We start from the raw sequence: 25,097 nt of genomic DNA, 5'->3' as shown, positions 1-25,097 counted from the left end.
CTGAATTCGCCGGGCGCGGCACCCCGGTGTGGATTTGCGATCGAAAGTGGAATACGAAGCCTTGTCGAAACGTAGGATGACCTCGTCGAGCTGACCTCGCACGCGAGCGTCGACTCCACCAATCGGCGATGTGCACGAAGGGACGGAGCTCATGGTTGTGTCGACTCCTGGTCGGCTTCACCGAGGCCTGACCATCGCGCTCGGCGCTGTCATCGCTTCCGCGAGCCTCTCCTGCGGATCCGGTGACAACACCCCCGGCACCCGAGAAGCGTCCTCTCCGAGCTCCACTGCCGTGCGTGCAGAAGCCGGCAAGATTGTCGATATCGTGCGCGCAAAGCTCACCGAACTCGATTTGACGGGAGTTGTGTTCGGCGTGTGGCGCGACGATGAGGCGGTCGTTGTCGACGCGGCGGGCGACTCCCCGATCGGTGTACCAGCGGAACCGGATATGCAACTGCGAGTGGGTCAGCCGATGGAACCGATGCTGTCGACGGTTCTGCTGCAGCTCGCCGACGCCGGGACGCTCAGCCTGGACGAACCGATCGCCAAATGGGTACCCGATTTCCCACGTGCAGACCTGATCACCCCCAGGATGCTCGCCAACAGCACAACTGGCATCTCGGATTACGTCACCAACCCTGACTTCCTGAAGATTTTCTACGCCAACCCGATCAAGGGATTCACAGCTCAAGAGATCTTCGACCTGGCGAACGCTCGTCCACCACTGTTCGAACCCGGAACGAGCTTCGCGTACTCGCACAGTGATCTGTGTCTGCTCGGCGTTGTGCTCGAGAGGGCGGCCGGTAAGCCGCTGGGTGACCTGCTCAAGGAGCGGATCTTTACTCCTCTCGAGATGGATGCGAGCGCCGTGATGCTGACGCCTCAGATGACCGAGCCGATCCTGCACGGCTATACCAATGAGCGCGGCCTCTTCGAGGACTCGGCATTCTGGAATCCGACTGCGTTCCTCAACAGTGGGAACACGAACTCGACGGTGTCTGACATCGCTCGCTGGATTCGCGCGTTGGCTACCGGTGAAGTGCTTTCCGACAACGCTTTCCAGGAGATGATGGCACCCTCGACTGCAGGATTGGGTCCCCTGACGACGGAGAAGTTCTTCGCCTTCGGAACGGTTCACCTCGACAGCTGGCTGTTCATGAATCCGTCATTCGGTGGGTACAACGGGGTTGCGCTCTACGAGAAAGAGTCCAAGACCACGATCATCGTGTACGCAACACTCGGGCCGACGGCGAACGCGGAGACCAACAACGCAGTGCCGATCGGCACTGCCATCGGCGCGTCCCTACTACCCGGCAATCCGCCGCCTGTCCCCTGATCCCCTTCGAGCACGCCGACCGTCAGCCCGTCGCGCGGCCGGTGACCCGCCCAGGCGATCGGTCATTCGTCGCCGCGATCGACGGTCATGTCTCCTGTTGCAGGGACACCGTCGCCGAGCGCGTACCGCAATAACACGATGCCGGCCGACGACGCGGTCGGCGGCTCGAGCAGACTCAGATTGGTAGGTACGGCACCGCCGTCGAAGACCTTCTTACCGACTCCGAGCACGATCGGATGTACCCACAGATCCAGACGGTCGAAGAGTTTCTCACGGAGCAGGGTCTGTACCAGGTCGAGACTTCCGACCACCTTGATGTTCTCGTGCCGCTCCCGGATCTCGCGCACCGCGCCCGCCAGATCAGCACCGAGTTGCGTGCTGCCATCCCATGACAGGTCGGGTGTGCCTCGGGACGCCACATACTTCGGGACGCTGTTGAAGATGGTGGCGATGCTGTTGTCCTGACCACCCTCCTGATACGGCCAGTAGCCGGCGAAGATGTCATACGTCCGTCGCCCCAGCAGAAGCGCATCCGTGCCCTCATACGAGGCAGCCACCTGCGCTCCGGTGTGTTCGTCGATCAGGGGCGCCTGCCAGCCACCGAACGGAAAGTCTGCTGGGTCCTCCTCCGGACCTCCGGGCGCCTGACCGACGAGGTCGAGCGTTGCGAACATCTCGATGTGGATGAGCCCCATGGCGTGCCTCCGATGAGTTCGGTTGTTGGTGGTCGGAGATATTGACCGGCAGAGGGTCGCAAAGTAATCGCCGACGGCGACCAGGCACGGGATTCGAGTTCAGCCAGTGCGCCTACCGACGTCCACGTAAGGCGTCCCAGGCACCTGTCGACCACAGGGCCCAAGCGATGAGGACAGGCTGAAAGATCAGTCGCGTGGCGCGGGCTTGATCGGTGTCGAGCCCGAACGCGTCGCGATGATTGACCCATTGCGCGATGTTCCCGGGAAAGACCGCGACGAAGAACAGGGCAAGCACGAGCCCGATCGCGGCGCGACGGCTCTTGAGCAGGATGAGCGACGATCCGAGAGCGATCTCCACCACCCCGGAGGCGAGGACGGTCACATCTGGATCGAGCGGAACGAAGTCGGGCACCTGAGCCTGAAAGTCCTGCCGCGCGAAGGTCAGGTGACCCACCCCCGCGAAGACCATCGCAGAACCGAGGACCACCCTGGCGAACGTGCGCGGGGTGGAGTCCGCTGCGGGCGACTTCGACGTCATGAGTGCCACGACATTTTCTCTGGTGTTCATTGGATTCCCCACGCATCTTCAGGAGTGACGTGATGTCGGATTCCAGCCTAGGCGTACGAGCGACTTCTCAGCGCCGGAAGCCGGGTTGGTCACTGGGGCAACGGACCAAACGGGCATCAGGGACTCACGTGCGCCTGTGTGTCGTAGGCTCGCGCTGTGAGTGTTTCTGATGGGGATATCGAATACCTGCGCCGATGCGTCGAGCTGGCACGCGAAGCGTTGATTGCGGGCGACGAGCCGTTCGGCTCGGTATTGGTCGACAGTTCCGGTCGGACGCTGTTCGAAGATCGCAATCGAGTCAAAGACGGTGACAACACCCGGCATCCAGAACTTGCGATCTCATTGTGGGCTGTCGGCAACATGGAGCCCGAAGATCGTGCCGGTGCGGTCGTCTACACCTCGGGAGAGCACTGCCCCATGTGCAGCGCAGCTCATGCGTGGGTGGGCCTCGGACGGATCGTCTACGCGGTGTCGTCGACTCAGCTTTCCACCTGGCTCCACGAATGGGGCGCTCCACCATCTCCGGTTGCAGGCCTGTCGATCAACACAGTCGCGCCGAACCTACCGGTAGATGGACCCGCCGATGTTCTCGAAGCAGAGATGAAAGCGCTGCACCTGGAGAAGTTCAACTCCACCGCCAACTGACTCACTCCGCAGAGCGTTCGTCAGGTCGCCCGGGTACGTCGGCGGGTCTTGGTCGCTTCGACGGGATCGAAGGCTCCGCTCGACCACTCGGCTGCCATGGTGAGACTCGCAGCACGACCCGAATGCACGTGGTGGAAAGCTGATTCGGCTGCGCGCTCGGGATCATGAGCGGCAATGGCAGCGAGTATCTCCTCGTGCTCCTGACACTGGCGGCCCGCGTCACGGTCTTTGGTCAGATGAAACAGCCATTGGGTGCGCGCTTCGAGCGGACGCAACAGAGACTCGAGGAGCGGATTCGCCGCGAGATCGACGATCATTCGATGAAACCGAGCGTTCGCGAGGGCGATTGCCGGACGGTCCTTACGCGCAGTGGCCGACCGCGCCGCTTCGAGTTGATCGGACAACCGAGCCAGTCCGTCGACATCGGCGCGCTCGGCTGCGAGTTTCGCGGCGAGCACCTCCAGACTTTCGCGGACGTCGAACAGATCGCGCACGTCGTTCTCGCCGAACGGTGACACTATTGCGCCTTGCCTGGGAACGAGCACCACCAACCCGTCCTGCTGTAACAACTGCAAGGCTTCGCGTAGGGGAATCCGGGACACATCCAGTTCAGCCGCCAGGTCTCGCTCCACCAACCGGGACCCGGGCGCCAACCGCAGATCGACGATTTGCTGCCTGAGCTCCTCATAGGCGTGCTGACGCAGAGACTTTCGATCTTGCGTGGGATCGTCCAGTCCCTCTGCCACCGTCACGAGTCGAGCTCCTCTTCACAGGTTCTGTCAGTTTCCTCGAGTCTAACCTCGGACCCTGGAGCGGTATACCAATAACTAACGGGACCGTAATCGGATGGAAACACTTCTCCCGCAACCTTCTTCTAACGGTATACCGCTAACCCGGCGGTGGGCGACAGGAGAAAACCATGAAGACACGAAACACCATGCCGCGGGTGCCCTTGGCGCTCGCAGCAGCAGCAATCATGACGATGGGACTGTCGGCCTGCGGCACCTCCGGTGCGGACACCGACGGCGGAAGTCTCTCCGTCGGTGTCTTCTTCCCCGGTTCCATCACCGACACCGGTTTCATGGAGTCGGGCTACCTCGGCTACCAACAGCTCGAGAAGACGCTCGGCGACCGGGTCGAACTCAGTTATGTGGAGCAGGTCTCGCCTGCCGACTACCAGCAGGCTTTGCAGCGCTTCGCGTCCGAGAACGAGCTCGTCATCTCCGTAGGCGGGCAGACCGACGCTGATGTGCGGAAGGTTGCACCGCAGTTCCCCGACGTCAAGTTCGTGGAAATCGGTGGTCCATCCGATGCCGAGCCGATGGACAATCTCGCGTACTACGACCCGCAACAGGCGGAAGCCGAGTTCCTTTCCGGGGCAGTGGCGGCTGCATCGTCAACCAGTGGCGCAGTCGGATTCGTCGGAGGCGTCGAACTGCCTGCGATCGTCAACGCCGCCAGAGCCTTCGCCAATGGGGCGACGTTCGCCCGACCTGATGTCAAGGTTCTCAATCCGCAGTATGTGGGCGACTTCAACGACCCGGCCAAGGCGAAACAGGCCGCCGGGACCGCCTACGCGGGCGGTGCCGACGTCCTCGGACAAATCGTCAATCTCGGCAAGCAGGGCATCGAGCAAGCGGGCCGCGATTCAGGCAATCGCATGGTTGGCGGGCCGATTCCGGGCGATTGCGCCAATACCGTCTACGCAGGTTTCGTGCGCACCGATATCGGTACCGAGATCGAATACGCCGTCACCTCGACCCTGGCCGACACCTGGACCGCAGCACAGGTGCCATTCGGTTTCACCACGGACAAAGGCGGCAGTGATTTCATCCCATGCTCCGCCGACCCCGCGGTCACCAAAGCCCTGACCGATGCGGAGGCTGCGCTGGTGTCCGGCGCCGTCGAGCCGTACTGACTCGGGACAGACGATGACAACTGCAACCTCGCCTCTGCTGACCCTCGACGGGATAGGTAAGTCGTACGGCAACGTCCGGGCGCTCGATGGAATCACCATGACGGTCGAGCGCGGATCCGTGCACTGCATCCTCGGAGAGAACGGCGCGGGAAAATCGACACTGTGCAATGTGGTCTACGGCTCTGTGGCTCCTGACCGGGGCTCGATGACCATAAGCGGTCGAAAATACAGTCCGAGAACGCCCGCAGCTGCCTTGGACGCCGGCGTCGCGATGGTCCACCAGCACTTCTCCCTCATTCCCACCATGACCGTCGAGGACAATTTGTTACTCGGGCGGAATGGCCTTCGTCCACCCCGCGGCGCTGTCAAGCGCGGCCTCGAGCGAATTGCCGATTCTTACGGGCTGACGGTCGACACCGCGGCTCGGGTGAGCGAGCTGCCGATCGGTGCCCGGCAGCGTGTCGAAATAGTCAAGGCCCTGCTTCGGGAGCCGTCGCTGATCCTGCTCGACGAACCAACCGCCGTTCTGGACCCCGCAGAGATCGACTCGCTGATCGGAACCTGTGCCGCCCTCGCGGCGGACGGGAAATCGGTGGTCCTCATCACCCACAAGCTAGGCGAGGTGAGCCGAGCGGCCGACTCGGCGACGGTGCTGCGTGACGGTTCGGTCGCCGGTGGCGGGCGACTGTCTCAGACACCGCTGCGCACCTTGCTGGACCTGATGTTGGGCGGTGCCCAACCGGTCGATGCAGCGCAGGCCCCGCCGCCGCGACCTACCACCGATGCTGCCTGTCTGACCATCGAGGGAATCAACCTGACCAGGTCGGACGGCAGCATCGCGCTGGCAGACGTCAACCTGGCCGTGCGTCCTGGCGAAATCGTCGGCATAGCGGGTGTAGAAGGCAACGGTCAATCGGAACTGGCCGCGATACTGGCCGGTTCGATCGGAGCGGACAGCGGTTCGGTATACCTCGACGGCGCTGACATCACGGGGCTGACACCGGCCCAGCGCACCACCGCAGGCGTCGGAGTCATTCCAGAGGACCGTCATGCCGAGGGCGTGATCCCTGAACTCTCCATTGCCGAGAACATGGCGCTCGCGCGGCTCCACTCCTATCGGCGCTGGGGCCTACTGAATCGTCGGCAGATGAAAGACGATGCCACGGAGGCGATATCCGAGTTCTCGATTCGTGCCGACGGGCCCGACGCCCCCGTAGCGACCTTGTCGGGCGGAAATCAGCAGAAAGTCGTTCTCGCCAGAGAACTGTCGACTCCGGGTCTACGTATCGTGGTCGCGGCGCAGCCCACGCGAGGACTCGATGTCGGAGCGGTGTCGTCTGTCCTCGAGCGTCTACGCGACGCTGCTGCCACCGGTGCGGCGGTACTGGTGATCTCCAGCGAGGTCGATGAACTCATCGCTCTGTGCTCGCGCGTCGTGGTCGCCTACCGGGGCAGCATTCGTGGCTCGGTCGATGCCGGATCACCGACGGCCTCGAGCGCGATCGGTGAATTGATGATGGGAGTCGCCGCGTGAAGGCGCTGAACAGACCTGGCCGCAGGGCAATGCGCGACCGGCTGCGCAATCCGCTGTCGGTTGCAGCCGTGGCCCTTCTCCTCGCCTCTGCTGTCGGGTTGGCGCTGGCGGCCGGTGCGGGAGCGGGACCCGGCGAGGTGATCGATGCACTCATCGAGGGGACCCTCGGCTCCCCCTTCGCGATCGGAACGTCGTTGAACAATGCGGCGATCATCATGTTCATCGCGGCCGGATTCACCGTTGCCTACCGCGCCGGTTTGGTCAACGTCGGCGGCGAAGGCCAGATGTGCCTCGGAGGTATCGCTGCAACCGCGGTGGGCGTCAGTGTGCCCGGGTCGATGCCGGTCTGGATCGGTGTCGCACTCGCCCTCCTTGCGGCCGTGCTTGCCGGCGGTTGCTGGGCAGCCATCGCGGCCTGGCTCTACATCCGTCGCGGAACCAGCGAGATCATCACCACGCTGCTGCTGAACTTCGTCGGGCTGGCACTGGTGGTCCTGATGGTTCAAGAGCCGGCGTTGCTGCGGCAGCCCGTCACCTCGTCCGAGACACTCCCCCAGTAAGAATCGCTGAACGAGTCGAGCCACCTGCCGTTGCTGGGTCTGACGAGATCTCCCGCAACGGTCGCGATAGTCCTCGCCCTCCTCGCGCTCACCGTGGTCGGAATCGTGCTGCGCCACAGCTCGATCGGTCTGCGACTACGGTCGGTCGGCCTGTCACCGAGCGCTTCGGCCCGGCTCGGGATCGGCGTCGGCCGGGTGCGTTTCCTCGGTCTCGCGACGGCAGGTGGATTCTCCGGCCTGGCCGGCGGCATACTCGTGACCTCGGCGCCGTTCGTGCTCGCGGAAGGGTTCTCCTCGGGTTTCGGCTTCACCGGCCTGGTGGTCGGACTGCTGGCCCGCGGGTCGATGGCCGCCGTCGCGGCGGTCTCGGTGTTTCTGGGCTTTCTGGTTGCCGGTGGCATCAATCTGCAACTGGCTGCGGGCGTCCCGTCAGCCACCGTCACCGTGGTGCAAAGCGTGCTGATCATCCTCATTGCCGGGGCGACGTTGTGGACCACGACCGCGCGAACGAGACCACCGCGGGCCAGATCTACCCCTGCCCTCACCGAAGCCCCTGAAGAGGCGCACCTATGAACATCGACATGCTCACCCAGATCTTCACCAGCGGTGTTGCTTTCGCGATCCTGCTGATCGTTGCCGCCACCGGCGAGTCGACCAGTGAACGGGCCGGGGTGCTCAACCTCAGCATGGAGGGCATGATGCTGACCGGCGCCTTCGCCAGTGTCCTGGCCTCGGCTGCAACCGAGTCGGCAATCCTCGGTGTGTTTGCTGGCGTCTTCGCAACCCTGGTCTTCGGTGTGGTGCAGGCGCTGCTCACCGTGCGGTTCCGCGCCGATCAGATCGTCGTCGGTATCGCAAGCAATGCCCTGGCGCTGGGACTGACCACGTACGGTGCGAGGATCCTGCTCGATGGCGGGAAGGGGCAGGGCGTAGCCGGGTTCTCCGGCGTCGACATACCCGTCCTGACCGATATCCCCGTCGTGGGGCCCGCGTTGTTCGGGCAGTCCCTGCTCGGTTATGTGTGCGTGGCCATCGTGATCTCCATCGCCGTGGTTTTCTCGAGACAGACCATGGCGGGTGTCAGGGTGGACGCCGTCGGCGAAGATGCTGTCTCCGCCGGCTGGACCGGATTGTCAGTCAACAAGATCCGCGCACTGTGTGTGCTGCTCGCTTCCGCCACCGGTGGCCTCGCCGGGGCACAGCTGGCATTGTCCGAGGTGCAGTCGTTCAGCGAGAACATGACCGCCGGTCTCGGTTACCTGGCCGTGGTCGCAGTCATCGCCGGCCGCTGGAAGGTACTGGGCATCGTCTGGGCGTGCCTGTTTTTCGGCGTCGCTCGAGCGTTGCAGTTCGCCCTACCTGCGGTGGGAGTCGATATTCCCTTTGCCGTACTCGTGATGCTGCCTTACCTCATCGCCATCGTCGCCATCAGTGGTGTCGTCGGAGGCAGACGGGCACCGTCCTGCCTCACCGTTCCATACGCCGGCCGCTCCTGATCTCTACTCACCACTAAGGCACAGTCATGACTCTGATACTCACCCACTCCGATATCGATGCCCTGATCGACCGCACTTCTGTCTATCGAGCCGTCGAACAGGCCCACGTCGACCTCAGTACCGGCGATGCGGTCAACCCCGCACCCTCACAACTGCCTCTGATCGACGGCGGGACTGCCCTGCCCATGGTCGCCACCTCTCGCCGATCGGGCGCCGGAGTCGTCAAGATGTTGTCGGACATGCCGAACAACGTCGCACGCGGACTACCCGGTCAACGCTCGACAATTCTGTTGATGTCGGCACGGACCGGCGAGTGTGAGGCAGTTCTCGACGGCAGACTGATCACCGCCATCCGCACGGCAGCCGCGAGCGCGGTGGCAACCGCGCACCTTGCCCGCGAGGAATCTTCCACCCTGGGTTTGATCGGCGCGGGCACACTTGCCGTCGAGCACGCTCGTGCGATCTGTGCCATCCGACCCATCGAGAAGGTGCTCGTGTGGTCACGGTCGACCGCGACCATTGACCAATTTCGGCAACGCACAACAGATCTCGATCTCCAGATCGAAAACGCCGAGTCGCCGCGGAGTGTTGTCTCCTCAGCCGACGTCGTGTGCACCCTCACCCCATCGCATACCCCGATCGTCGAAGGTGCGTGGTTCCACCCCGGGCTCCATCTCAACGCCGTGGGCGCACCGCCGCGGCCAGACCATCGCGAGATCGACGGACCGGGTATGGGGAATGCACGTTTGATCGTGGACAGCACGGCAACCGCATTGAGCAAATCGGGAGATGTGCTGCTGGCCATCGCCGAAGGGCATCTGGCTGCCGGCGATGTCGGCGTCGAACTCGGTGACGTCATCATTTCCCCTCGGCCTGGTCGGCGCTCGCGCGACGAGGTGACCCTGTTCAACTCCGTCGGGATCGGCCTTCAGGACCTGGTGACGGCACGCACACTGGTGGATGCGGCCACAGCACAGGGCGCCGGCTCGTCAGTGCTGCTGAACGTCTGAGGCCGATTTCCTGTGTGGGCGACGCAACAACGAAAGTCCATCAATCCGTCTCGCGATCTGCCGCCATCCTTGCGATGCGCGGCATCGCGACGGCCATGATGGCCAGGTAGGCGGGCGCCCACACGGGAACACCGAAGCTCAAGACACAGCCCGTGCGCGTCGGTATCACTTCATGCCGAGTGGCAGACACACCCGCAACCCGCCAGCTCCACGATCGCCCATCGACGAAATCATCGATGACAAACGGAAGCGGCACACCGACGGGCGTCCACACCTTGCCTCGAGCGCCCAGAGCCAACGGTCCCGGTCCATCGAGCTCGGCGCCAGAGACCGTGGGACCCCACTCGGGCCAGGCCTGCAGGTCCACCAGCACGTCCCACACAGCGGAGGCAGGCGCCGCTATCGAGAGCTCGACAGACGGCATTCGATGACGAAATCGCAGGTACATGTGGCAGCCATAGCCAACGCGGCGATCGTCCAAACGCGGCCACCGATACCGCAGCATCGGCCCCTTGTTCGAGCAATGCGCTTGATTAGCTCCTGCCGTCTGCCGTTTGATCACCGGTCGAAGTGCGCCACCCGCCGCGCAACGACATCCTGGTCGGGGCGGCCGGAGCTTTTCAAGCCCTCGACCACTCCCGCGCGATTGCGCACTGGTTGGTTCTGCGACATCTTCGCTTTGCCCTCCACCCGGTCGATCACCAATTGCACACCCACAATGGCTTTGAGTTGTCCCTCGGTGAACTCGATCGGCGCATCCGACACCTGCCACGACGCGGGCAGATCGCGTTCATGGGTATCGGTGAGCGCGGAGACGTGCTCACGCAGCCAGGCCAGGTCGTCGTGTACGACGACCTGGCCATAGACGTTGAGTACCTCGTAATTCCACGTGGGGACGACTTTCCCCGTCTCCGCCTTCGTTGCGTAGTTGTTCGGCGAGATGTAGCTCTGCGGACCGCTGAAGATCGCCACCGATTCGACACCTTGACCGACGCCGCGCCAATGCGGATTCGCCCTGGCGAGGTGCCCCACGAGCGAGTGGTTGGCCCTGTCGTACAGCAGGGGCAGCGGTGTCACCTGGAGCCCGTCGACGCCGGGAGTCACCAGGTGTGCAAAGCCTGCCCGGGTCAACGCCTCGTCGGTGTCGGCCTCGGACAACGCAAACTTGCGCGGGATGTACATCACCCGACAAATATAACGGACGCACTCGAGCCACCAGAGTTGACGCCGACAGCGGTATTTTGCGCCAATTCTTTTCAGAGCGGTTTGGTCCAAGAGATCGAATACCGAAACAACAGGTGTCGCCGATATTTCGACCCCGGTAACAGTTCCTGCGCGAGCCGTTTCATTTCCCGGTAGGTGATCGGTGGCGGCCAGACAACCGGACAAGGGTGCTTCCATAATTTATGTCGACTGAGAACTACGAGCGCTACCGCGGTCGACGTGAGGTCGCTGATCAAATCGCGTGGTCGTTCACTGCTCGCGCAGCCGACGACTATTACGGTGCCGCCCGGTTTGACGAGCTCAGCCATACGTTTGAGTCCCCGTTCAGCATCGATGTGGTGAAGTACTGCCACGGACACGACCGCGTCAAAAGACTCGGGTTCGAACGGATACTCGAGCGCGTCCCCGCAGATGTAATCGATGTCGTCGCCCGATTGCTCTCGAGCTGCTCGAATACTGCTCTCATCAGGGTCGATACCCACAACGTGGGGGTAACCACACCTCAGTCGTCGAGCGAGCATCCCCTCCCCGCACCCGAAGTCCAAGATGGACTGGGCGCCGGGCTTCATCGCCTTGTCGGTCAGCCGGTAATAGTGGGTGTTGTAGTTCCACCGATCCGCATCGGGGGCCGACTCGGCATTCCAGGTCTTCAGGTCGACTATCGAATTCGGTGAACCGGGATCGTCGTCACGTTGTCGCGATTCAACCGAATGTCCATATCGAGTTTGCTTCACTCGTGTTATCGGCCATGAGAAATTAACCATGCCTGATCCCCCACCCATCCCACTTGTCCGATTCGGTGTCGCCCAATCTAAATGACGCGCCGCCTCGACCGATTCACCGTATTGGTACCCGCCATATTGCGTCGGCGTTTCCCGCCTTCGTCGTCAACTATTGCATATCAACCTGGGACCAGGCATATCTGCCCCACCGGAGTTTCCAGAAACTCATTTGGCGACGTTTTGCCTTCCACATTTTACGTCTCGGTGTTTGCCTTCAGGGCCGCTGAGCGTTCGGTACTGGTCTTCGATCGGTGTCAGATGGCACGATCAGTCAGGTGACCAGCAGACCCGCCGACGCTCAGCACCTGCGTGACCTCGCGCTGCTTCGCCGCGTTCGCGACCGGATCGATCGCGAACATGCCCAACCCCTCGACGTCGAGGCGCTGGCCCGCGGTGTGAACATGTCGGCCGGCCACCTCAGTCGCGAGTTCAAGCGTGCGTACGGAGAGTCGCCATACGCATATCTGATGACCAGGCGAATCGAGCGGGCGATGGCGTTGCTGCGCCGCGGCGACCTCAGTGTCACCGAAGTGTGCTTCACGGTCGGTTGCTCATCTCTCGGCACGTTCAGTACCCGATTCACAGAGCTGGTCGGGGTCCCGCCCAGCGTGTATCGGCGCGACGCGGCCCTCGCCACTGCCGGAATGCCGTCGTGCGTGGCGAAACAGGTGACGAGACCGATCAGGAATCGAGAAGCGCCGGTCTCGTCGCCGCAACTAACGTGACCGTCATGAACATCAGCATCCACTCCAGTTTCCTGCCGCAGAACGACCCAGAGGCCGCCCTCTCCTTCTATCGAGACACGCTCGGCTTCGAACTACGCAACGACGTGGGCTACAACGGCTTGCGTTGGCTCACAGTCGGTCCGGTTGGTCAGCCCGACGTGTCCATCGTGCTGCACCCACCCGCCGCCGATCCCGGCACCACCGACGCCGAACGCCGCACCATCGAGGAGATGATGGCGAAAGGTACGTACGGCAGCATCTTGCTGTCCACCACCGACCTCGACGACACCTTCGAGAAGCTGCAGGCGGGAGGCACCGAGATCGTCCAGGAGCCGACAGCGCAGCCGTACGGTGTTCGCGACTGTGCACTGCGCGATCCTGCAGGCAACATGATTCGTATCCAAGAAAAGCGCTGAGTTCTCACTCGCTCGAGAGTCTTCCTCTTCAGCGGGTCGGCACCGTGATCGGTCGAGTTGGCCGGGTAGCCCTCCCGTGCTGGTTAGATCAAGCCAGCCGCCACCTTCAGGGTTCGTTGTTCGCGGCCCTGCCGACGATTTGGAGACCGTAGCCACATGGCCACCAGAAAAGTTTCGCGACAGTCTTCCCAGCACATTGCCGACACCCACGACCTGATCCGGGTTCAGGGCGCACGCGTCAACAATTTGAAGGACATCAGCGTCGAGATACCGAAGCGGCGGCTGACGGTGTTCACCGGCGTGTCCGGATCCGGAAAGAGTTCGCTCGTGTTCAGCACCATCGCCGCCGAGTCGCAGCGCATGATCAATGAGACCTACAGTGCGTTCGTCCAGGGATTCATGCCCACGCTCGCGCGCCCCGAAGTCGATGTGATGGACGGTCTGACGACGGCGATCATCGTCGATCAGCAACGGATGGGGTCCGATCCGCGCTCGACCGTCGGCACGGCCACCGACGCCAATGCAATGCTGAGAATCCTGTTCAGCCGCCTGGGCAAACCACACATCGGGTCGCCGCAGGCGTATTCCTTCAACGTTGCATCGATCTCGGGCGCCGGTGCTGTCACCATCGAACGTGGTGGTCGTGAGACGAAAGAACGTCGAGAGTTCAGCATCACCGGTGGTATGTGTCCGCGTTGCGAGGGGCGGGGTTCAGTCTCCGATATCGACCTCACCGCGCTGTATGACTCGAGTAAATCGCTCAACGAAAGCGCGATCACCATCCCGGGTTACAGCATGGAGGGATGGTATGGGCGCATCTACCGTGGGTGCGGATATTTCGACCCGGACAAGCCGATCGCGAAGTTCACGAAAAAGCAATTGAACGATCTGCTCTATCGCGAGCCCACCAAGATCAAGGTGGACGGCATCAATCTGACCTATTCAGGTCTCATCCCGCAGATCCAGAAGTCTTTCCTCTCGAAAGACGTCGACGCGATGCAGCCCCATATCCGGGCATTCGTAGAACGCGCGGTCACATTCGCGACGTGTCCGGACTGTGCCGGCACGAGGCTGAGCGAGGCGGCCCGATCGTCGAAGATCGACAAGGTCAGCATTGCCGACGCATGCGCCATGCAGATCAGCGATCTTGCGCAGTGGGTGCGCGGGTTGGACGAACCGTCGGTGGCCGGATTGCTGTCCACACTGCAGCAGACGCTCGACTCCTTTGTGGAGATCGGCTTGGGATATCTTTCGCTCGATCGGCCCTCGGGCACCCTCTCGGGTGGTGAAGCGCAGCGCACCAAGATGATCCGGCACCTCGGGTCGTCCTTGACCGATGTGACGTACGTGTTCGACGAACCGACCATCGGGTTGCATCCGCACGATATAGAGCGGATGAACAATCTCCTGCTTCGGCTGCGCGACAAGGGCAACACGGTGTTGGTGGTCGAGCACAAGCCGGAAACGATCGCGATCGGCGACCATGTCGTCGACCTGGGACCCCGTGCGGGCTCCGAAGGCGGTGAGGTGATGTTCGAAGGCACGGTGGAGGGCCTGAGGGCCAGCGACACCTTGACCGGGCATCACCTCGATGACCGGGCCGCGCTGAAGGAAGCGGTCCGCGAGCACTCGGGCGCCCTGAAGGTACGCGGCGCCGACTCCCACAACCTGCAGGACGTCGACGTGGACATCCCGCTCGGCGTTCTGGTCGTGCTGACCGGCGTCGCGGGATCGGGCAAGAGCTCGCTGATCCAGGGTTCCGTGACCGGCCTGGATGAGGTGGTGTCAGTCGATCAGACGCCGATCAAAGGCTCGCGCCGCAGCAACCCTGCCACCTACACGGGGTTGCTGGAGCCGATTCGCAAGGCCTTCGCGAAAGCGAATGGGGTCAAGCCGGCACTGTTCAGTGCCAACTCCGAGGGCGCCTGCCCCACGTGTAACGGCGCAGGGGTCATCTACTCCGACCTCGCCATGATGGCCGGGGTGGCGAGCCGGTGCGAGGAGTGCGACGGCAAGCGGTTTCAGGCGGCCGTACTGGAGTTCACCTTCGGTGGTCGCGACATCAGCGAGGTGCTCGGGATGTCCGTGGCCGAGGCCGCAGAGTTCTTCGGCGATGGCGAAGCGAAACTACCTGCCGCGCACAAAATCCTGGAACGTCTAGCCGACGTTGGCCTCGGGTACATCAAACTAGGTCAACCTCTCACGACACTGTCCGGTGGCGAACGGCAACGAATCAAACTGGCAACCCAGATGGCAGGTAAGGGCGAGGTCTACGTTCTCGATGAACCGACGACCGGCCTGCACCTCGCCGATGTCGAGAACCTCCTCGGGCTGCTTGATCGTCTCGTCGAGTCCGGCAAGTCGGTGATCGTCATCGAACATCACCAGGCCGTCATGGCGCATGCCGATTGGATCATCGACCTCGGTCCCGGAGCCGGCCATGACGGTGGTCGAATCGTCTTCGAGGGCACGCCTGCCGATCTCGTCGCCGACAGATCGACGCTGACCGGGCAGCATCTCGCGGCGTATGTCGGGAACTGATCGACCCGTTGTGTGTGCTTCCCGATTTTCCGACACCTGTCAGAAAGTGGGTCTACAGTGATGTGGTCGCGGTGTTGCGACGCCGCTCTCCGAAAGGCAGATCTCTATGACCACCTCCGCCAACGCTGCGGTCCTGCGTAACGTCGATTCCCCGTTCACATTCGAAGAGGTGGTGCTCGACGAACTCGAACCCACCGAGATCTTGGTGAAGATCGTGGCGACAGGACTCTGTCACACCGACCTCGCGGTTGTTCACGGTCACATACCGGCCGCTCTGCCGATGGTTCTCGGACACGAAGGTGCAGGCGTCGTGGAACAGGTCGGCGCCGCGGTCACCGGGTTCGGGGTCGGCGATCACGTCGGGCTCTCTTTTGCCGCCTGTGGTCACTGCGACAACTGTCTCACCGGCCGGGCGGCATACTGCGCGAACTTTCTGCTGCTGAACGTCGCCGGTGTCCGTGAGAACGGAACCACCACGATCGAGGGCACGGACGGCGAAGTGATCCGGGGATCGTTCTTCGGACAGTCCTCTTTTGCGACCCACGCAATTGTCAGCGCCCACAATGCTGTCAAGATCCCGGAGGATGTGCCCCTCGACATCGTCGGACCTCTCGGCTGCGGCATCCAGACCGGAGCCGGAACGGTCCTGAATACACTCGATGTCCCCGCTGGGGCCAGCGTTGTCGTGACCGGGGCCGGGGCCGTGGGGCTGTCCGCGATCATGGCCGCGCGGATTGCCGGCGCCACCACGATCATCGCCGTCGACGTCCTCGATCAGCGCCTCGAATTCGCGACGAAGCTGGGTGCCACCCACACTGTCAACGGTTCCTCGGAGGATGTCGTCACAACGATCCATGCGATCACAGGCGGAGGTGCGGGATACGCGATCGACACGACCGCGATTCCGTCGGTGGTCGCCGATGCGATCAACTCCACCCGCTTCGGGGCGACCATCGCATTGCTGGGAGTCCCCAAACCAGATGCCGTGATGCCACTCGGTTTGGTCTCGGGAGCCGGTAAGACGCTGGTCGGTGGCATCGAGGGTGATTCGGTCCCGCAGGTCTTCATCCCTGAGTTGATCGCTTTGTACCGTGCAGGCAGGTTCCCTTTCGATGAGCTCATCACGCGGTACGCATTCGACGACATCGACCAGGCCATTGCCGACACTCAATCGGGCGTCACGGTCAAGGCCGTGCTGACCATGCCGTGACCTTCTGATGGCTGCTCGCGATCCGCGCACCGTACGCACCGTCGAAGACCTGCGCGCTGCGTTGCGCCAATGCGTCATCGGCGCTCCGCTGGACGAGCTCTCGGTCAGCGAACTGTGTCGCGCCGCGGGCGTGCAACGCACCAGTTTCTACACGCACTATTCCAGCGTGGGCGAGCTGCTCACGGCAATGCTCGTCGAGGCCGTCGAGGAACCCCTCGAGATACCGGACCTGACGGGGCTCTCGATCAGCGAGGTCGCTGTGGAGTTCCAGAAGACCCTGATCTCCGCGTACGGGGTCGCCACTCGGGACCGGGACTTGTTCCGAGCAGCCTTTCTGTCGAACGGGTCGTCCTCGCTGCGACGGGCGTTGACAGACATGTTCGACCGCCGGCTCCGAGTCGCTCTGGCTATCTGGATCTCGCATGGCGTGGCAGCCGGTGTCGATGCGGACGTGGCGATTCCTTTCGCCGCGGGCGGACTCACCGCGTCGATGGAAGCGTGGGTCTGTGGTGAGGACGAGGACGAGGACGAAGTCCGATGGGCGGACTCTGTTCGAGACCAGATGCCTCCCTGGTGGCCGAGACCGGTGTGAGACGAACCCGCCTCTCCTCATCGTGCGAATGCCGCGAGCAGCATGCTCACGCGGTCAGCGACCGGCTGAACTGCCGAATCGGGTCTTCGCGCTCGTTTCTGCCACCATGGATCCAATGACGGTCCCGAAGATTCTGGTTTCATGACGCGGTTGTTGATGTTCGGTGCCGTCCTGGCCCTCGTGACATTCTGGCTGCACCGGCGTCTCGTACGTGCCCCCGGCCTCAGGCGACCGTGGTCCATCATCGTCGACGCGGCACTCGTCGTACTGTGGGCGCTGGTCATCGTCGGCATCGGCAGCGGCGAGGTCTTCGATCCCGGCTGGGCTCGTATTCCCGGCTTCGTGGGCATGGTCTGGCTGGCTGCGGTGTTCTACCTCATCCTCGGTCTGCTCCTCATCGCTGTGGCCTCTCTCCTCACCCGGCTCGTGCGGTGGATGCGTCGACGGAAGGGATCCACCGACGCACCCGAGCTCGAGCCCACCGGACCGAGTCGGCGGCGTGTGCTGCAGGCCGCCACGGCGGTGGTCGCGGTCGGTGCGATAGGCACCGCCGCGTATGGCGTGGTGGAGGCGGCGCGGCCACGCATCGTCAGAGTCCGGGTTCCGCTGCGCCGTCTGCCACCCGAGTTCGAGGGCCTGCGTGTCGCCCTCATCTCCGATCTCCATGTGGGGCCCACCCGCGGTCGCGAATTCACCCAGCGCGTCGTCGATCAGGTCAACGAGCAGCGACCCGATCTCATCGTGATCGCCGGGGACCTGATCGATGGCACCGTCGCGAAAGTCGCCGCCGATCTCGAACCGCTGGCAGATCTCGCCGCACCGCTGGGGGTGTTCGGTGTCAGCGGAAACCACGAGTTCTATGCCGATGACGGTGGCCGCTGGCTGGATGTGTGGGACCGGCTGGGCGTACGTACGCTTCGGAACGAACGCGTGCCGATCGACCGGGACGGTGCGACCATCGACCTGGTCGGCATCCACGACTATTCGTCACCCGAGCCGTATGAGCCGGATCTGCCCGCCGCGCTCGCCGGTCGAGATCCGAATACGTTTGCTCTCTTGCTCGCTCACGAGCCCCGGCAGGCCTTCGAAGCGTCTGATCTCGGAATCGATCTGCAACTGTCGGGCCACACCCATGGTGGCCAGATGTGGCCGATCCGGTACCTCGTTCCCCTGCAACAACCTTCGGTTCAGGGCCTTGATCGCGTCGGCAACACCGTGCTGTACACCACGCGCGGCGCCGGGGCCTGGGGCCCACCGGTCCGGGTCGGCGCGCCCCCGGAGATCACGATTCTGACGCTCATCCGCCCCGAGTGACAGCTCGGGTCACGGCCGCGACTCGAGACCGATGTCGTAGAACAGGCGGTCGTTCTCGAACAGGTCGAGCACCCGGCGAGCAGCTCGGGACGGTGCCAGGATGCGGAACCCCTCCGGCCGACGCGTGTAAGCGGCCAGGATGATCTCCGCGGCCGCGCACGAGAAGAAGTTGACATCCGAGAGGTCAACAGTGACCTCGGAGTAGCCGACGATGGCATCGTTGATGCAGGCAAGTAGTCGCGGCGAGGTCAGCATGTCGACGTCCCCGTGCACACGTACCAGCGCGTGTCGGTCGGTGACGGCGTCGACGGACACCGAGAAGGCCCATTTCGCCGGATGGAAGGAAGCCGTCTGGCGGGAATCGGCGTTGGTGGGCAACAAATCGCTCGTCATGGTTCGGCCCTTCGGGGTTGACGCTGAAACTTGAGCAAGTACTCCGCCGCGTTGTGACAGGGTCTTGGTTCGAACCTTAAGAAGCGCAGGCGGACAACACAATCCATTGGTCGCATTCGGCGCGCAACCGTGACATCAGGTAACAGATCAATAACGGACGCGCTGCCTGGCGTTCCCGCACCCGATCGCCCCACAGGCGACTCGGCGATTGCCGAATCGGACATTCAATCGGTATCCGATCGCGGTGCGTTCAGGGGCTGCTGATCGTCCAGCGGGAAGTTACTCACTGGTATGTTGTGAGTCCGCCGAACATCAGATGAGGAAAGTGGGTCTTCCGAAGTGTCTCCGATAGACGTCGCCATCGAAGGTTTTCTCAACTCGAATCCATGGGCTGTCGAAGTGCTGAGCTTCTTCCTGGCCGGATTGCCGTGACAATCGCCGGGTCGAGCTGATATTCGATGCCACACGGCATCCGAAGTCACTGTCCCGGCACCATCGCCTGCCATGACGCCGCCCGGCGCAGTGTCATGGCAGGTTTAGTCCCGCCCCTGTGCCCCGTGGTCTCACTCCTCCGTACATGATCCGTCGCACTATCAGCGGTTGCACAACCCGCTCGACCGACCATGACGGAAACCTGACCCTGTGCCCACTGGGTGCAAAAACCTCCAGCCCGTCGGACTGCATGCCGAGCACAGAGCCCCAGAGCTTCTGTTGTGGGCGATAAGCGCGAAGCCGTCGACCGTCGAGGTCCGCTCGGATGTTCTTCGCCAATAGCTTGTCGGCTCGATTCCGGGCAGATGTCCTGAACTCGTCGGTCGCTGCGACATCTCCGATTGCGAAGACATGCTGCTGACCCAGCACTCGCAGATCGTCCGAGACTCGGACGAATCCCCCCTCGTCGAGGACCTCTTCAGGAAGCCAACCCGTGTTGGGAACGACTCGGCCGATCGCCCAGAGCACCGCGTCGGCCGCCGCCGGATTCTGCCCTGTTGTCCACGCCACCGTCCCTCTTGTCAGGTGATCGGCGACCGAACCGCTGCCGGCGTCCGCATGATGGGGCCACACCACAGCCCGGTGGCCCGGGTGACAGCTCACTCCGACCTGCTCGAGCCGGCGCCGCACCTGTCGCCACACCCGCGGGTGGTGCCGCGGTAGTGCTCGGTCGCCCGGGAAGTACAGGTCGACCCGCTTGGCGGGCCACCGGGCGGCCAGATTGGCCGCGCTGCTCACCGCAGCCGCCCCGCCTCCGACCACGATCACGGTTTCGGCGGCAGCCAGTTGGTCGTGCGCGCTGCGAAGATCTGTCTCGATCTCCGATGATGACTGCATCGTCGGGCGGCGCCAGAACCCGTTCGTCACCCCGGTCGAGATGACCAGGGTGTCGTACTCGACGTGGGACTCGGAGCCGTCGAGATTCCGGACTTCGACGGTGTGGGCCGCCAGATCCACCCCGGTCAGTTCACCGTGCATTGTTCGTATCCGATCGAGTCCACGGAAACGCTCGAACGACGTCCAGTAGTCGCGGCTCCAGTCAGCGGGGCGAGACAACCTCATCCCCAGTTCTTGACCGCTGACGAGACCAGTCTTGACCGAGATCCCCACGACATCGGTGTGCCGCGCCAGGTGTATCGCAGTGAGGATTCCTGTGTCGCCCAGGCCCGCGACGACAACGCGCGGCCGGCTCACACAGTCACCTTGTGCGGAGGCCAGGGTACGAACCGTGATACCCGGTCGATCACCGACTGGTAGTCCGGCCGCCGCTCGAGACTGCGTTCTTCCATCATCGGAATGCTGGCCCCCAGGAACATTGCCAGCATCGCGGCGGCGCCCGCGAACAGCCACCACACGTCGGCAGGTGCCGCTGCCACCCCGAAGATCGCCAACGAGAACCAGAAACCGAACTCGCCGAAGTAGTTGGGGTGACGAGACCAGCTCCACAGGCCCTGATCCATCACCTGTCCGGGGCGGCGATCGCGGACGAACCGATGCATCTGCCCGTCGGCGACGTACTCGAGGACCACGGCACAGATCCCGACCACGAACGCGATGGTCGAGAGCCAGAGCAGCTGGTCGCCTGTTCGGGTGACGGCCACATAGACCGGGACCATCCCGAGGAACACCTGCAAGGTGGGGATGACATGGATGGCAACCAGGTCGGTGACGAACTCCCAACGCCCCGCACGGGCGCGGAGCATGCCGTACCGCCAATCCTCATGGTGCAGACCGGGAAAGGCGTAGGCCCAGTTCCCGGTGAGCCGGACGGCCCAGGCGCCGACCACGATGAAGATCAACCAGCAGTGGACCTCGCCGAGGCCGGCATCACCCGCCACCCACCAATAAATCAGCAGTGCCGGTGGAACGACGCTCCAGTACGCGTCGTAGAAACTCGAATTCTTGTACGCCCGACTGAAACCGAAGATCACCAGCGTGGCCAACAGGTCTGCGATGAGGGTATCGAGCCAGAGCCAGGTCGTGTCAGGGCCCATGGTCAGCCATACGGCGGCAACGCCGAGGGCGGCCACATACGCCGCACCGACACGGACGAAAGAAGCACTTCTACTCACGACTGCAGATACTGCCAGTTCGGCGGCGTTGCCCGAGGTAGGTTCACCAGGCCTGCTCACCGCCGGGTCGTCACAACCTCTCGGTCAGATGCACCGTCACCGTCGCACCGGCCTCCTTGCCCAGTGCGGTACGGAGGTCGGCTCGGATCGGCAGCTTGTGCCGGCCATCCCCCAGTGCCATGAACGAACTCGTGAACGGGTGACCGTCGACGGTTCCGCGCACCTTCACCAAGCCACGGGTCCCGAAGAACGCCGCCGACTCCGGCCACACGACGTAGGTCCAACCGCCCTTGTTCGGGCTCTTCCGCAGCGTCTCTGTGAACGTCTTGTCGAGCATGGTGACCTCCGACGTAGATCTTGTCTTCAGTCTGACAACCCGAGATCCCGGAACTCATCGGTCGCCGGTCAGGACAACAGCAACAGGGCGCAGACCACGAGAAGGACATGGACAAAGCTGTACAACTTGTACGCCAGACGATTGCGCTGATAAGTGTCCCGCAATCCCGTCAGAACAGCTGCCGGCCAGCACAGGGCAGCCATTGCTGCGGTGGCCGTCACGATCGCCGTGGTCGACGCGTCGCTCTCGCGGAACAAGACGAGCCACGCCAGAAGTGGCCACAGCGTCATCATCACCACAAACCACCGTCGCACAGGCGCGGCCCCGTACCGGAGGGGAAAGGTCACGCGCCCGGACAGTTCATCTCCTGGCATGTCCCTCACATCTTCGATCGGCAGCGGGATGATGAACATCGTCGCCACGACCAGCGTCCAGTACCAGCCGGTCTGATCGAGCGGATGAGCAATCGCCCATGCTCCCGCGAGTTGCGCGACGGCTCCGATCCAGGTGGTCACCGGCTTCCAGTACCGGTAGTGCCGGGGCTGGAGGAGGTGATGCGTCACCTGAACCGTTGCCACCCACACGATCGCCGCAACACAGGTGACCGGGCTCAGGAATGCCGACAACGTCAGGAACAGCACGGCGCCGACGTAGCTCCGGCGCCACATGCCTTCGGGCGTGACCAGACCCGAAGGAATGGGGCGGTACGGTTTGTTGGTGTGGTCCTCCTGCGAACCACCCGCCTGGTTGGCCGTGTCGAAGGTGTAGATGAACAACAGCGACCACACCACGCCTTGGACCATTGCGACGGCGAGATCGAATCCAGACAGTTCGAAACGCAGCGCTGCAGTGAGGGTGAACAGCAGCGGTGGCAGACTGGCAACCCAGACGTTGTCTGCATTGAGCCGGACCGTGATTGCAACTTCCCGCATCAGGCTCCAACGGGGCGTCGCTTCCCGCACCGGACTCCCTTCAAACCGCAACATTCGCTCCCCGTATCGAAGTCGAGTTCCGCGCCGAGTGCGCCGTACCACGGCAGGTGTGCACTGCACCGCCTACAGACGCGCGTGAGTTTACTCGTGGTGCGGGCCGTTGGCGTGACCGCTGCATTGCAGATGTCGGGTGCGCACCCGGCAGTCAGCCACACCTGACGTACGCCCGGCCGCACTCGGGTCGCGCCCGGTTCAACCAAGCACCAGCGTTGGAAGGCAGAAGGCGGGTTCCCGGATCGTGAACACGCTGGTGCCGGGCTTGCGGCCGATGCGAATCTCGCTCAAGGCCATTCCCCCGTCCGACAGTCGCCGATGGGTGGCAGCGATGTCGCGCGATCGCCATGCGATTCCCCACAGCGTCGCCGGGGCGTCCGGGTCCGAGTCGGGTGCGCCGATCACAACTTCTACCACCACCTCTGTGCTGCGGAAGAACAGCTGGTGGATCCCGTCGTGGATGCGCTGCTCCAGCCGGAAGTCGAGCCCAAGCGAGCCGGCGAACAAAGCGACGGCGGCGTCTCTGTTCACAGCGTTGAAGACGAGATGGTCGATCGACTCGATGTCCCCGACGACCGGCCGGCGTGGAAACTCCGACATCGCCACCACACCTACCGATGGAACACCAACACATGCCGTCCGCGTCGGGGTCACCTCGTCGAGTTCCAGTCCTCGGCGACGCAGGAGTTTGGTCGTCGCGACATGATCCTCGACGGCAAAGAAAGCCCGGTGCGGCCCTGTGGTACGGGCCAACTCGACCGATCCGTTGCGCACCTGCAGATCGCTTTCCAGCAGCAGCCGGTAGGCCACCTCGGACACTTCAGGGTCATCGCAGGCGACCTCGAGAACCGACGATCCCAGGGCTGTCTTCGCCTGATCAGTCATGACTCATCGAACCACGCATCACGTGTCGAGTACCGTTTCGACCATGTCTCTCGATCATGGCGACCCCGGCGATGCCCCATCCGTTCCACCGCCTCTGACCGAGGTCGTCGACGCGAGACGGCCTTCAGCTGCCGAAGAGGCGCGGACGATAGCCGGATCGACCAATATCGGCACTCTCGCGAGCCTGACGTCGGATGGATCGCCATGGGCGTCCTTCATCACCTACGGCCTGCTTGGGGGCTCACCTGTCCTGTGCGTCTCGCACATGGCCGAGCATGGCCGGAATCTGGCAGGAGACGGCCGCGCCAGTATCGCCATCGTCGCCCCGAACGCCGAGGCCGATCCTCTCGCCAGTGCCAGGATCACCCTCGCCGGGCACGTTGAACGACCGACCGGCGATGAGCTGGCTGCGGCTCGCCAAGCCCATCTGGCGGGGGTTCCAGCGGCGAAGTACTACATCGACTTCAGTGATTTCTCGGTTTGGGTGCTTCGAGTGGACAGGGTGCGTTGGGTCGGCGGCTACGGACGCATGGATTCCGCGACTGCCGCCGACTACTCGTCGGCCGCACCAGATCCGGTGTCACCTGGGGCGGCGGGGGCAATCGTCCACCTCAACGACGACCATGCCGATTCACTGCTGGCGATGGCGCAGACACTTGGCGGCTTCCCGGACACGACGTCGGCCGTATGCACCGGCGCCGATCGCTACGGACTTGATCTGCGGGTCCACACTCCTCGGGGCATCGCCTACACCCGCGTCGGCTACTCCGAACCGATCAACGCGCTGTCGGAATTGCGTTCGGCGACAGTTGATCTGGCGCGCCGAGCGCGGGCCTGAGGCCGGCCCGCGGCGCCTCACTGCGGCCCGGCGCCGATCCGCGCTCGTGCTGCAGCGACGACCGCGTCCACGTCGAGTCCGTAGAGCGGTCCTGACGACTTGCCATATTCGGCGAGGTGTCGTGCTCCTCGGCCGAGGAGACGGTCGGCACCGACCGCGTTGCCGCGCGCCGCGTGCGTGAGGGCGACGCACAGTTGCGCGAGTCCCTGCCACAGTGGACGCTCGCCGTCCGGTCCGGTTTTCCAGCGAACTTCGAGAATCTCGTGCGCGGAGAAAGGGCGGCCGGCGCACACCAACTCTCGCGCCACTTCCAGCGTCTGCTCGGGCGGCATGGGTACTTCCGAGACCGGTTCGACGCCCGTGGCGCCGTAGGGCAGCGGGCGGCCGAGTGCGTCCCGCGGGCGCGCCTGCCGGGCCTTGCCATCGTCGTCGCGGTCTCTGGTTCCCATCGTGGCTCCTCTCCGCGCATACCGTACTCATGCCCCGCACATGCCGGTGGCATCGCCCGACCGCAACACCACGCGCGCG

General features: G+C 63.5%; 26 protein-coding genes and 1 pseudogene. 14 read left to right on the top strand and 13 right to left on the bottom strand.

What is annotated here, in order from left to right; translation table 11 throughout:
* Positions 1-151 precede the first annotated feature (151 nt).
* Positions 152-1,336, top strand: coding sequence for a serine hydrolase domain-containing protein (locus tag DFR67_RS01065; protein WP_110467864.1), 1,185 nt, complete (start codon positions 152-154; stop codon positions 1,334-1,336).
* A gap of 62 nt (positions 1,337-1,398) precedes the next feature.
* Here the strand turns inward: DFR67_RS01065 and DFR67_RS01060 are convergent, their stop codons facing one another.
* The gene (locus DFR67_RS01060) at positions 1,399-2,031 is read right to left on the bottom strand and encodes a dihydrofolate reductase family protein (RefSeq protein WP_110467567.1); all 633 of its coding nucleotides are present in this window, start codon (positions 2,029-2,031) and stop codon (positions 1,399-1,401) included.
* Positions 2,032-2,143: 112 nt separating this feature from the next.
* A complete protein-coding gene (locus DFR67_RS01055; protein WP_245937672.1) occupies positions 2,144-2,569 on the bottom strand; it encodes a DoxX family protein in 426 nt (141 codons plus the stop codon).
* Between the two features lie 186 nt (positions 2,570-2,755).
* Between DFR67_RS01055 and DFR67_RS01050 the strand changes: the two genes are divergently transcribed.
* A complete protein-coding gene (locus DFR67_RS01050) occupies positions 2,756-3,244 on the top strand; it encodes a nucleoside deaminase (protein ID WP_110467565.1) in 489 nt (162 codons plus the stop codon).
* A gap of 20 nt (positions 3,245-3,264) precedes the next feature.
* Here DFR67_RS01050 and DFR67_RS01045 read toward each other — a convergent pair whose 3' ends face one another.
* Positions 3,265-3,996, bottom strand: coding sequence for a GntR family transcriptional regulator (locus DFR67_RS01045; RefSeq protein WP_245937641.1), 732 nt, complete (start codon positions 3,994-3,996; stop codon positions 3,265-3,267).
* A gap of 167 nt (positions 3,997-4,163) precedes the next feature.
* Between DFR67_RS01045 and DFR67_RS01040 the strand changes: the two genes are divergently transcribed.
* From DFR67_RS01040 to DFR67_RS01020, 5 genes and pseudogenes are all read left to right on the top strand, one after another.
* Positions 4,164-5,162 carry a BMP family protein gene (locus DFR67_RS01040; protein WP_245937640.1) on the top strand — a complete coding sequence of 333 codons (999 nt, stop codon included), beginning with the start codon at positions 4,164-4,166 and terminating at the stop codon, positions 5,160-5,162.
* A 13-nt stretch (positions 5,163-5,175) separates the two neighbouring features.
* Positions 5,176-6,696, top strand: a complete 1,521-nt coding sequence (locus DFR67_RS01035) for an ABC transporter ATP-binding protein (RefSeq protein ID WP_110467564.1) — start codon at positions 5,176-5,178, stop codon at positions 6,694-6,696.
* A 29-nt stretch (positions 6,697-6,725) separates the two neighbouring features.
* Positions 6,726-7,829, top strand: a pseudogene (locus tag DFR67_RS01030) (ABC transporter permease).
* Positions 7,826-8,752: an ABC transporter permease gene (locus DFR67_RS01025; protein WP_110467563.1), complete on the top strand. Its 927-nt coding sequence runs from the start codon at positions 7,826-7,828 to the stop codon at positions 8,750-8,752. The pseudogene DFR67_RS01030 and the gene DFR67_RS01025 overlap by 4 nt, the downstream one beginning before the upstream one ends.
* Positions 8,753-8,778: 26 nt before the next feature.
* Positions 8,779-9,762: an ornithine cyclodeaminase family protein gene (locus DFR67_RS01020; protein WP_110467562.1), complete on the top strand. Its 984-nt coding sequence runs from the start codon at positions 8,779-8,781 to the stop codon at positions 9,760-9,762.
* A 40-nt stretch (positions 9,763-9,802) separates the two neighbouring features.
* Here the strand turns inward: DFR67_RS01020 and DFR67_RS01015 are convergent, their stop codons facing one another.
* From DFR67_RS01015 to DFR67_RS01005, 3 genes are all read right to left on the bottom strand, one after another.
* The gene (locus DFR67_RS01015; RefSeq protein WP_110467861.1) at positions 9,803-10,186 is read right to left on the bottom strand and encodes an SRPBCC family protein; all 384 of its coding nucleotides are present in this window, start codon (positions 10,184-10,186) and stop codon (positions 9,803-9,805) included.
* A gap of 134 nt (positions 10,187-10,320) precedes the next feature.
* Positions 10,321-10,944 (bottom strand): FMN-binding negative transcriptional regulator, encoded by a 624-nt coding sequence (locus DFR67_RS01010; protein WP_110467561.1) that lies wholly within the window; start codon positions 10,942-10,944, stop codon positions 10,321-10,323.
* A gap of 74 nt (positions 10,945-11,018) precedes the next feature.
* Positions 11,019-11,720: a class I SAM-dependent methyltransferase gene (locus tag DFR67_RS01005; RefSeq protein ID WP_245937639.1), complete on the bottom strand. Its 702-nt coding sequence runs from the start codon at positions 11,718-11,720 to the stop codon at positions 11,019-11,021.
* Between the two features lie 323 nt (positions 11,721-12,043).
* On the opposite strand from DFR67_RS01005, the gene DFR67_RS01000 reads away from it, so the two are divergent.
* From DFR67_RS01000 to DFR67_RS00975, 6 genes are all read left to right on the top strand, one after another.
* Positions 12,044-12,493, top strand: coding sequence for a helix-turn-helix transcriptional regulator (locus DFR67_RS01000; RefSeq protein ID WP_110467860.1), 450 nt, complete (start codon positions 12,044-12,046; stop codon positions 12,491-12,493).
* Positions 12,494-12,498: 5 nt separating this feature from the next.
* Positions 12,499-12,909 carry a VOC family protein gene (locus tag DFR67_RS00995; protein WP_110467859.1) on the top strand — a complete coding sequence of 137 codons (411 nt, stop codon included), beginning with the start codon at positions 12,499-12,501 and terminating at the stop codon, positions 12,907-12,909.
* A 156-nt stretch (positions 12,910-13,065) separates the two neighbouring features.
* Positions 13,066-15,450: an ATP-binding cassette domain-containing protein gene (locus DFR67_RS00990; RefSeq protein ID WP_110467559.1), complete on the top strand. Its 2,385-nt coding sequence runs from the start codon at positions 13,066-13,068 to the stop codon at positions 15,448-15,450.
* Between the two features lie 106 nt (positions 15,451-15,556).
* Positions 15,557-16,660, top strand: a complete 1,104-nt coding sequence (locus DFR67_RS00985; RefSeq protein WP_110467558.1) for an NAD(P)-dependent alcohol dehydrogenase — start codon at positions 15,557-15,559, stop codon at positions 16,658-16,660.
* Between the two features lie 7 nt (positions 16,661-16,667).
* Positions 16,668-17,252, top strand: coding sequence for a TetR/AcrR family transcriptional regulator (locus DFR67_RS00980; RefSeq protein WP_110467557.1), 585 nt, complete (start codon positions 16,668-16,670; stop codon positions 17,250-17,252).
* 141 nt (positions 17,253-17,393) lie between these two features.
* Positions 17,394-18,566 carry a metallophosphoesterase gene (locus tag DFR67_RS00975; RefSeq protein WP_110467556.1) on the top strand — a complete coding sequence of 391 codons (1,173 nt, stop codon included), beginning with the start codon at positions 17,394-17,396 and terminating at the stop codon, positions 18,564-18,566.
* 9 nt (positions 18,567-18,575) lie between these two features.
* Here the strand turns inward: DFR67_RS00975 and DFR67_RS00970 are convergent, their stop codons facing one another.
* The 6 genes from DFR67_RS00970 to DFR67_RS00945 form a co-directional block, all read right to left on the bottom strand.
* Complete coding sequence (locus DFR67_RS00970) at positions 18,576-18,959, bottom strand: STAS domain-containing protein (RefSeq protein WP_110467555.1); 384 nt, start codon at positions 18,957-18,959, stop codon at positions 18,576-18,578.
* 525 nt (positions 18,960-19,484) lie between these two features.
* Positions 19,485-20,645: an FAD-dependent oxidoreductase gene (locus DFR67_RS00965; protein ID WP_110467554.1), complete on the bottom strand. Its 1,161-nt coding sequence runs from the start codon at positions 20,643-20,645 to the stop codon at positions 19,485-19,487.
* On the bottom strand, positions 20,642-21,523 hold the full coding sequence (locus DFR67_RS00960; RefSeq protein WP_245937638.1) for a DUF1295 domain-containing protein: 882 nt from the start codon (positions 21,521-21,523) through the stop codon (positions 20,642-20,644). Before DFR67_RS00960 ends, DFR67_RS00965 begins: the two co-directional genes overlap by 4 nt.
* A 70-nt stretch (positions 21,524-21,593) precedes the next feature.
* A complete protein-coding gene (locus DFR67_RS00955) occupies positions 21,594-21,860 on the bottom strand; it encodes a DUF1905 domain-containing protein (RefSeq protein ID WP_110467553.1) in 267 nt (88 codons plus the stop codon).
* Positions 21,861-21,928: 68 nt separating this feature from the next.
* Positions 21,929-22,792 carry a UbiA family prenyltransferase gene (locus DFR67_RS00950; RefSeq protein WP_158539866.1) on the bottom strand — a complete coding sequence of 288 codons (864 nt, stop codon included), beginning with the start codon at positions 22,790-22,792 and terminating at the stop codon, positions 21,929-21,931.
* Between the two features lie 252 nt (positions 22,793-23,044).
* Positions 23,045-23,731 carry a VOC family protein gene (locus DFR67_RS00945; RefSeq protein ID WP_110467551.1) on the bottom strand — a complete coding sequence of 229 codons (687 nt, stop codon included), beginning with the start codon at positions 23,729-23,731 and terminating at the stop codon, positions 23,045-23,047.
* Positions 23,732-23,774: 43 nt separating this feature from the next.
* Between DFR67_RS00945 and DFR67_RS00940 the strand changes: the two genes are divergently transcribed.
* Complete coding sequence (locus DFR67_RS00940) at positions 23,775-24,569, top strand: HugZ family pyridoxamine 5'-phosphate oxidase (protein ID WP_110467550.1); 795 nt, start codon at positions 23,775-23,777, stop codon at positions 24,567-24,569.
* Between the two features lie 17 nt (positions 24,570-24,586).
* On the opposite strand, the gene DFR67_RS00935 is transcribed toward DFR67_RS00940, so the two are convergent.
* Positions 24,587-25,018 carry a DUF309 domain-containing protein gene (locus tag DFR67_RS00935; protein WP_110467549.1) on the bottom strand — a complete coding sequence of 144 codons (432 nt, stop codon included), beginning with the start codon at positions 25,016-25,018 and terminating at the stop codon, positions 24,587-24,589.
* Positions 25,019-25,097: the final 79 nt, after the last annotated feature.

It is taken from the genome of Williamsia limnetica, from assembly GCF_003217475.1.
In the GTDB taxonomy this organism is placed as follows: domain Bacteria; phylum Actinomycetota; class Actinomycetes; order Mycobacteriales; family Mycobacteriaceae; genus Williamsia; species Williamsia limnetica.
Note: the sequence above shows the minus strand (reverse complement) of the source record. Positions and strands in the feature narration are given on the sequence as shown.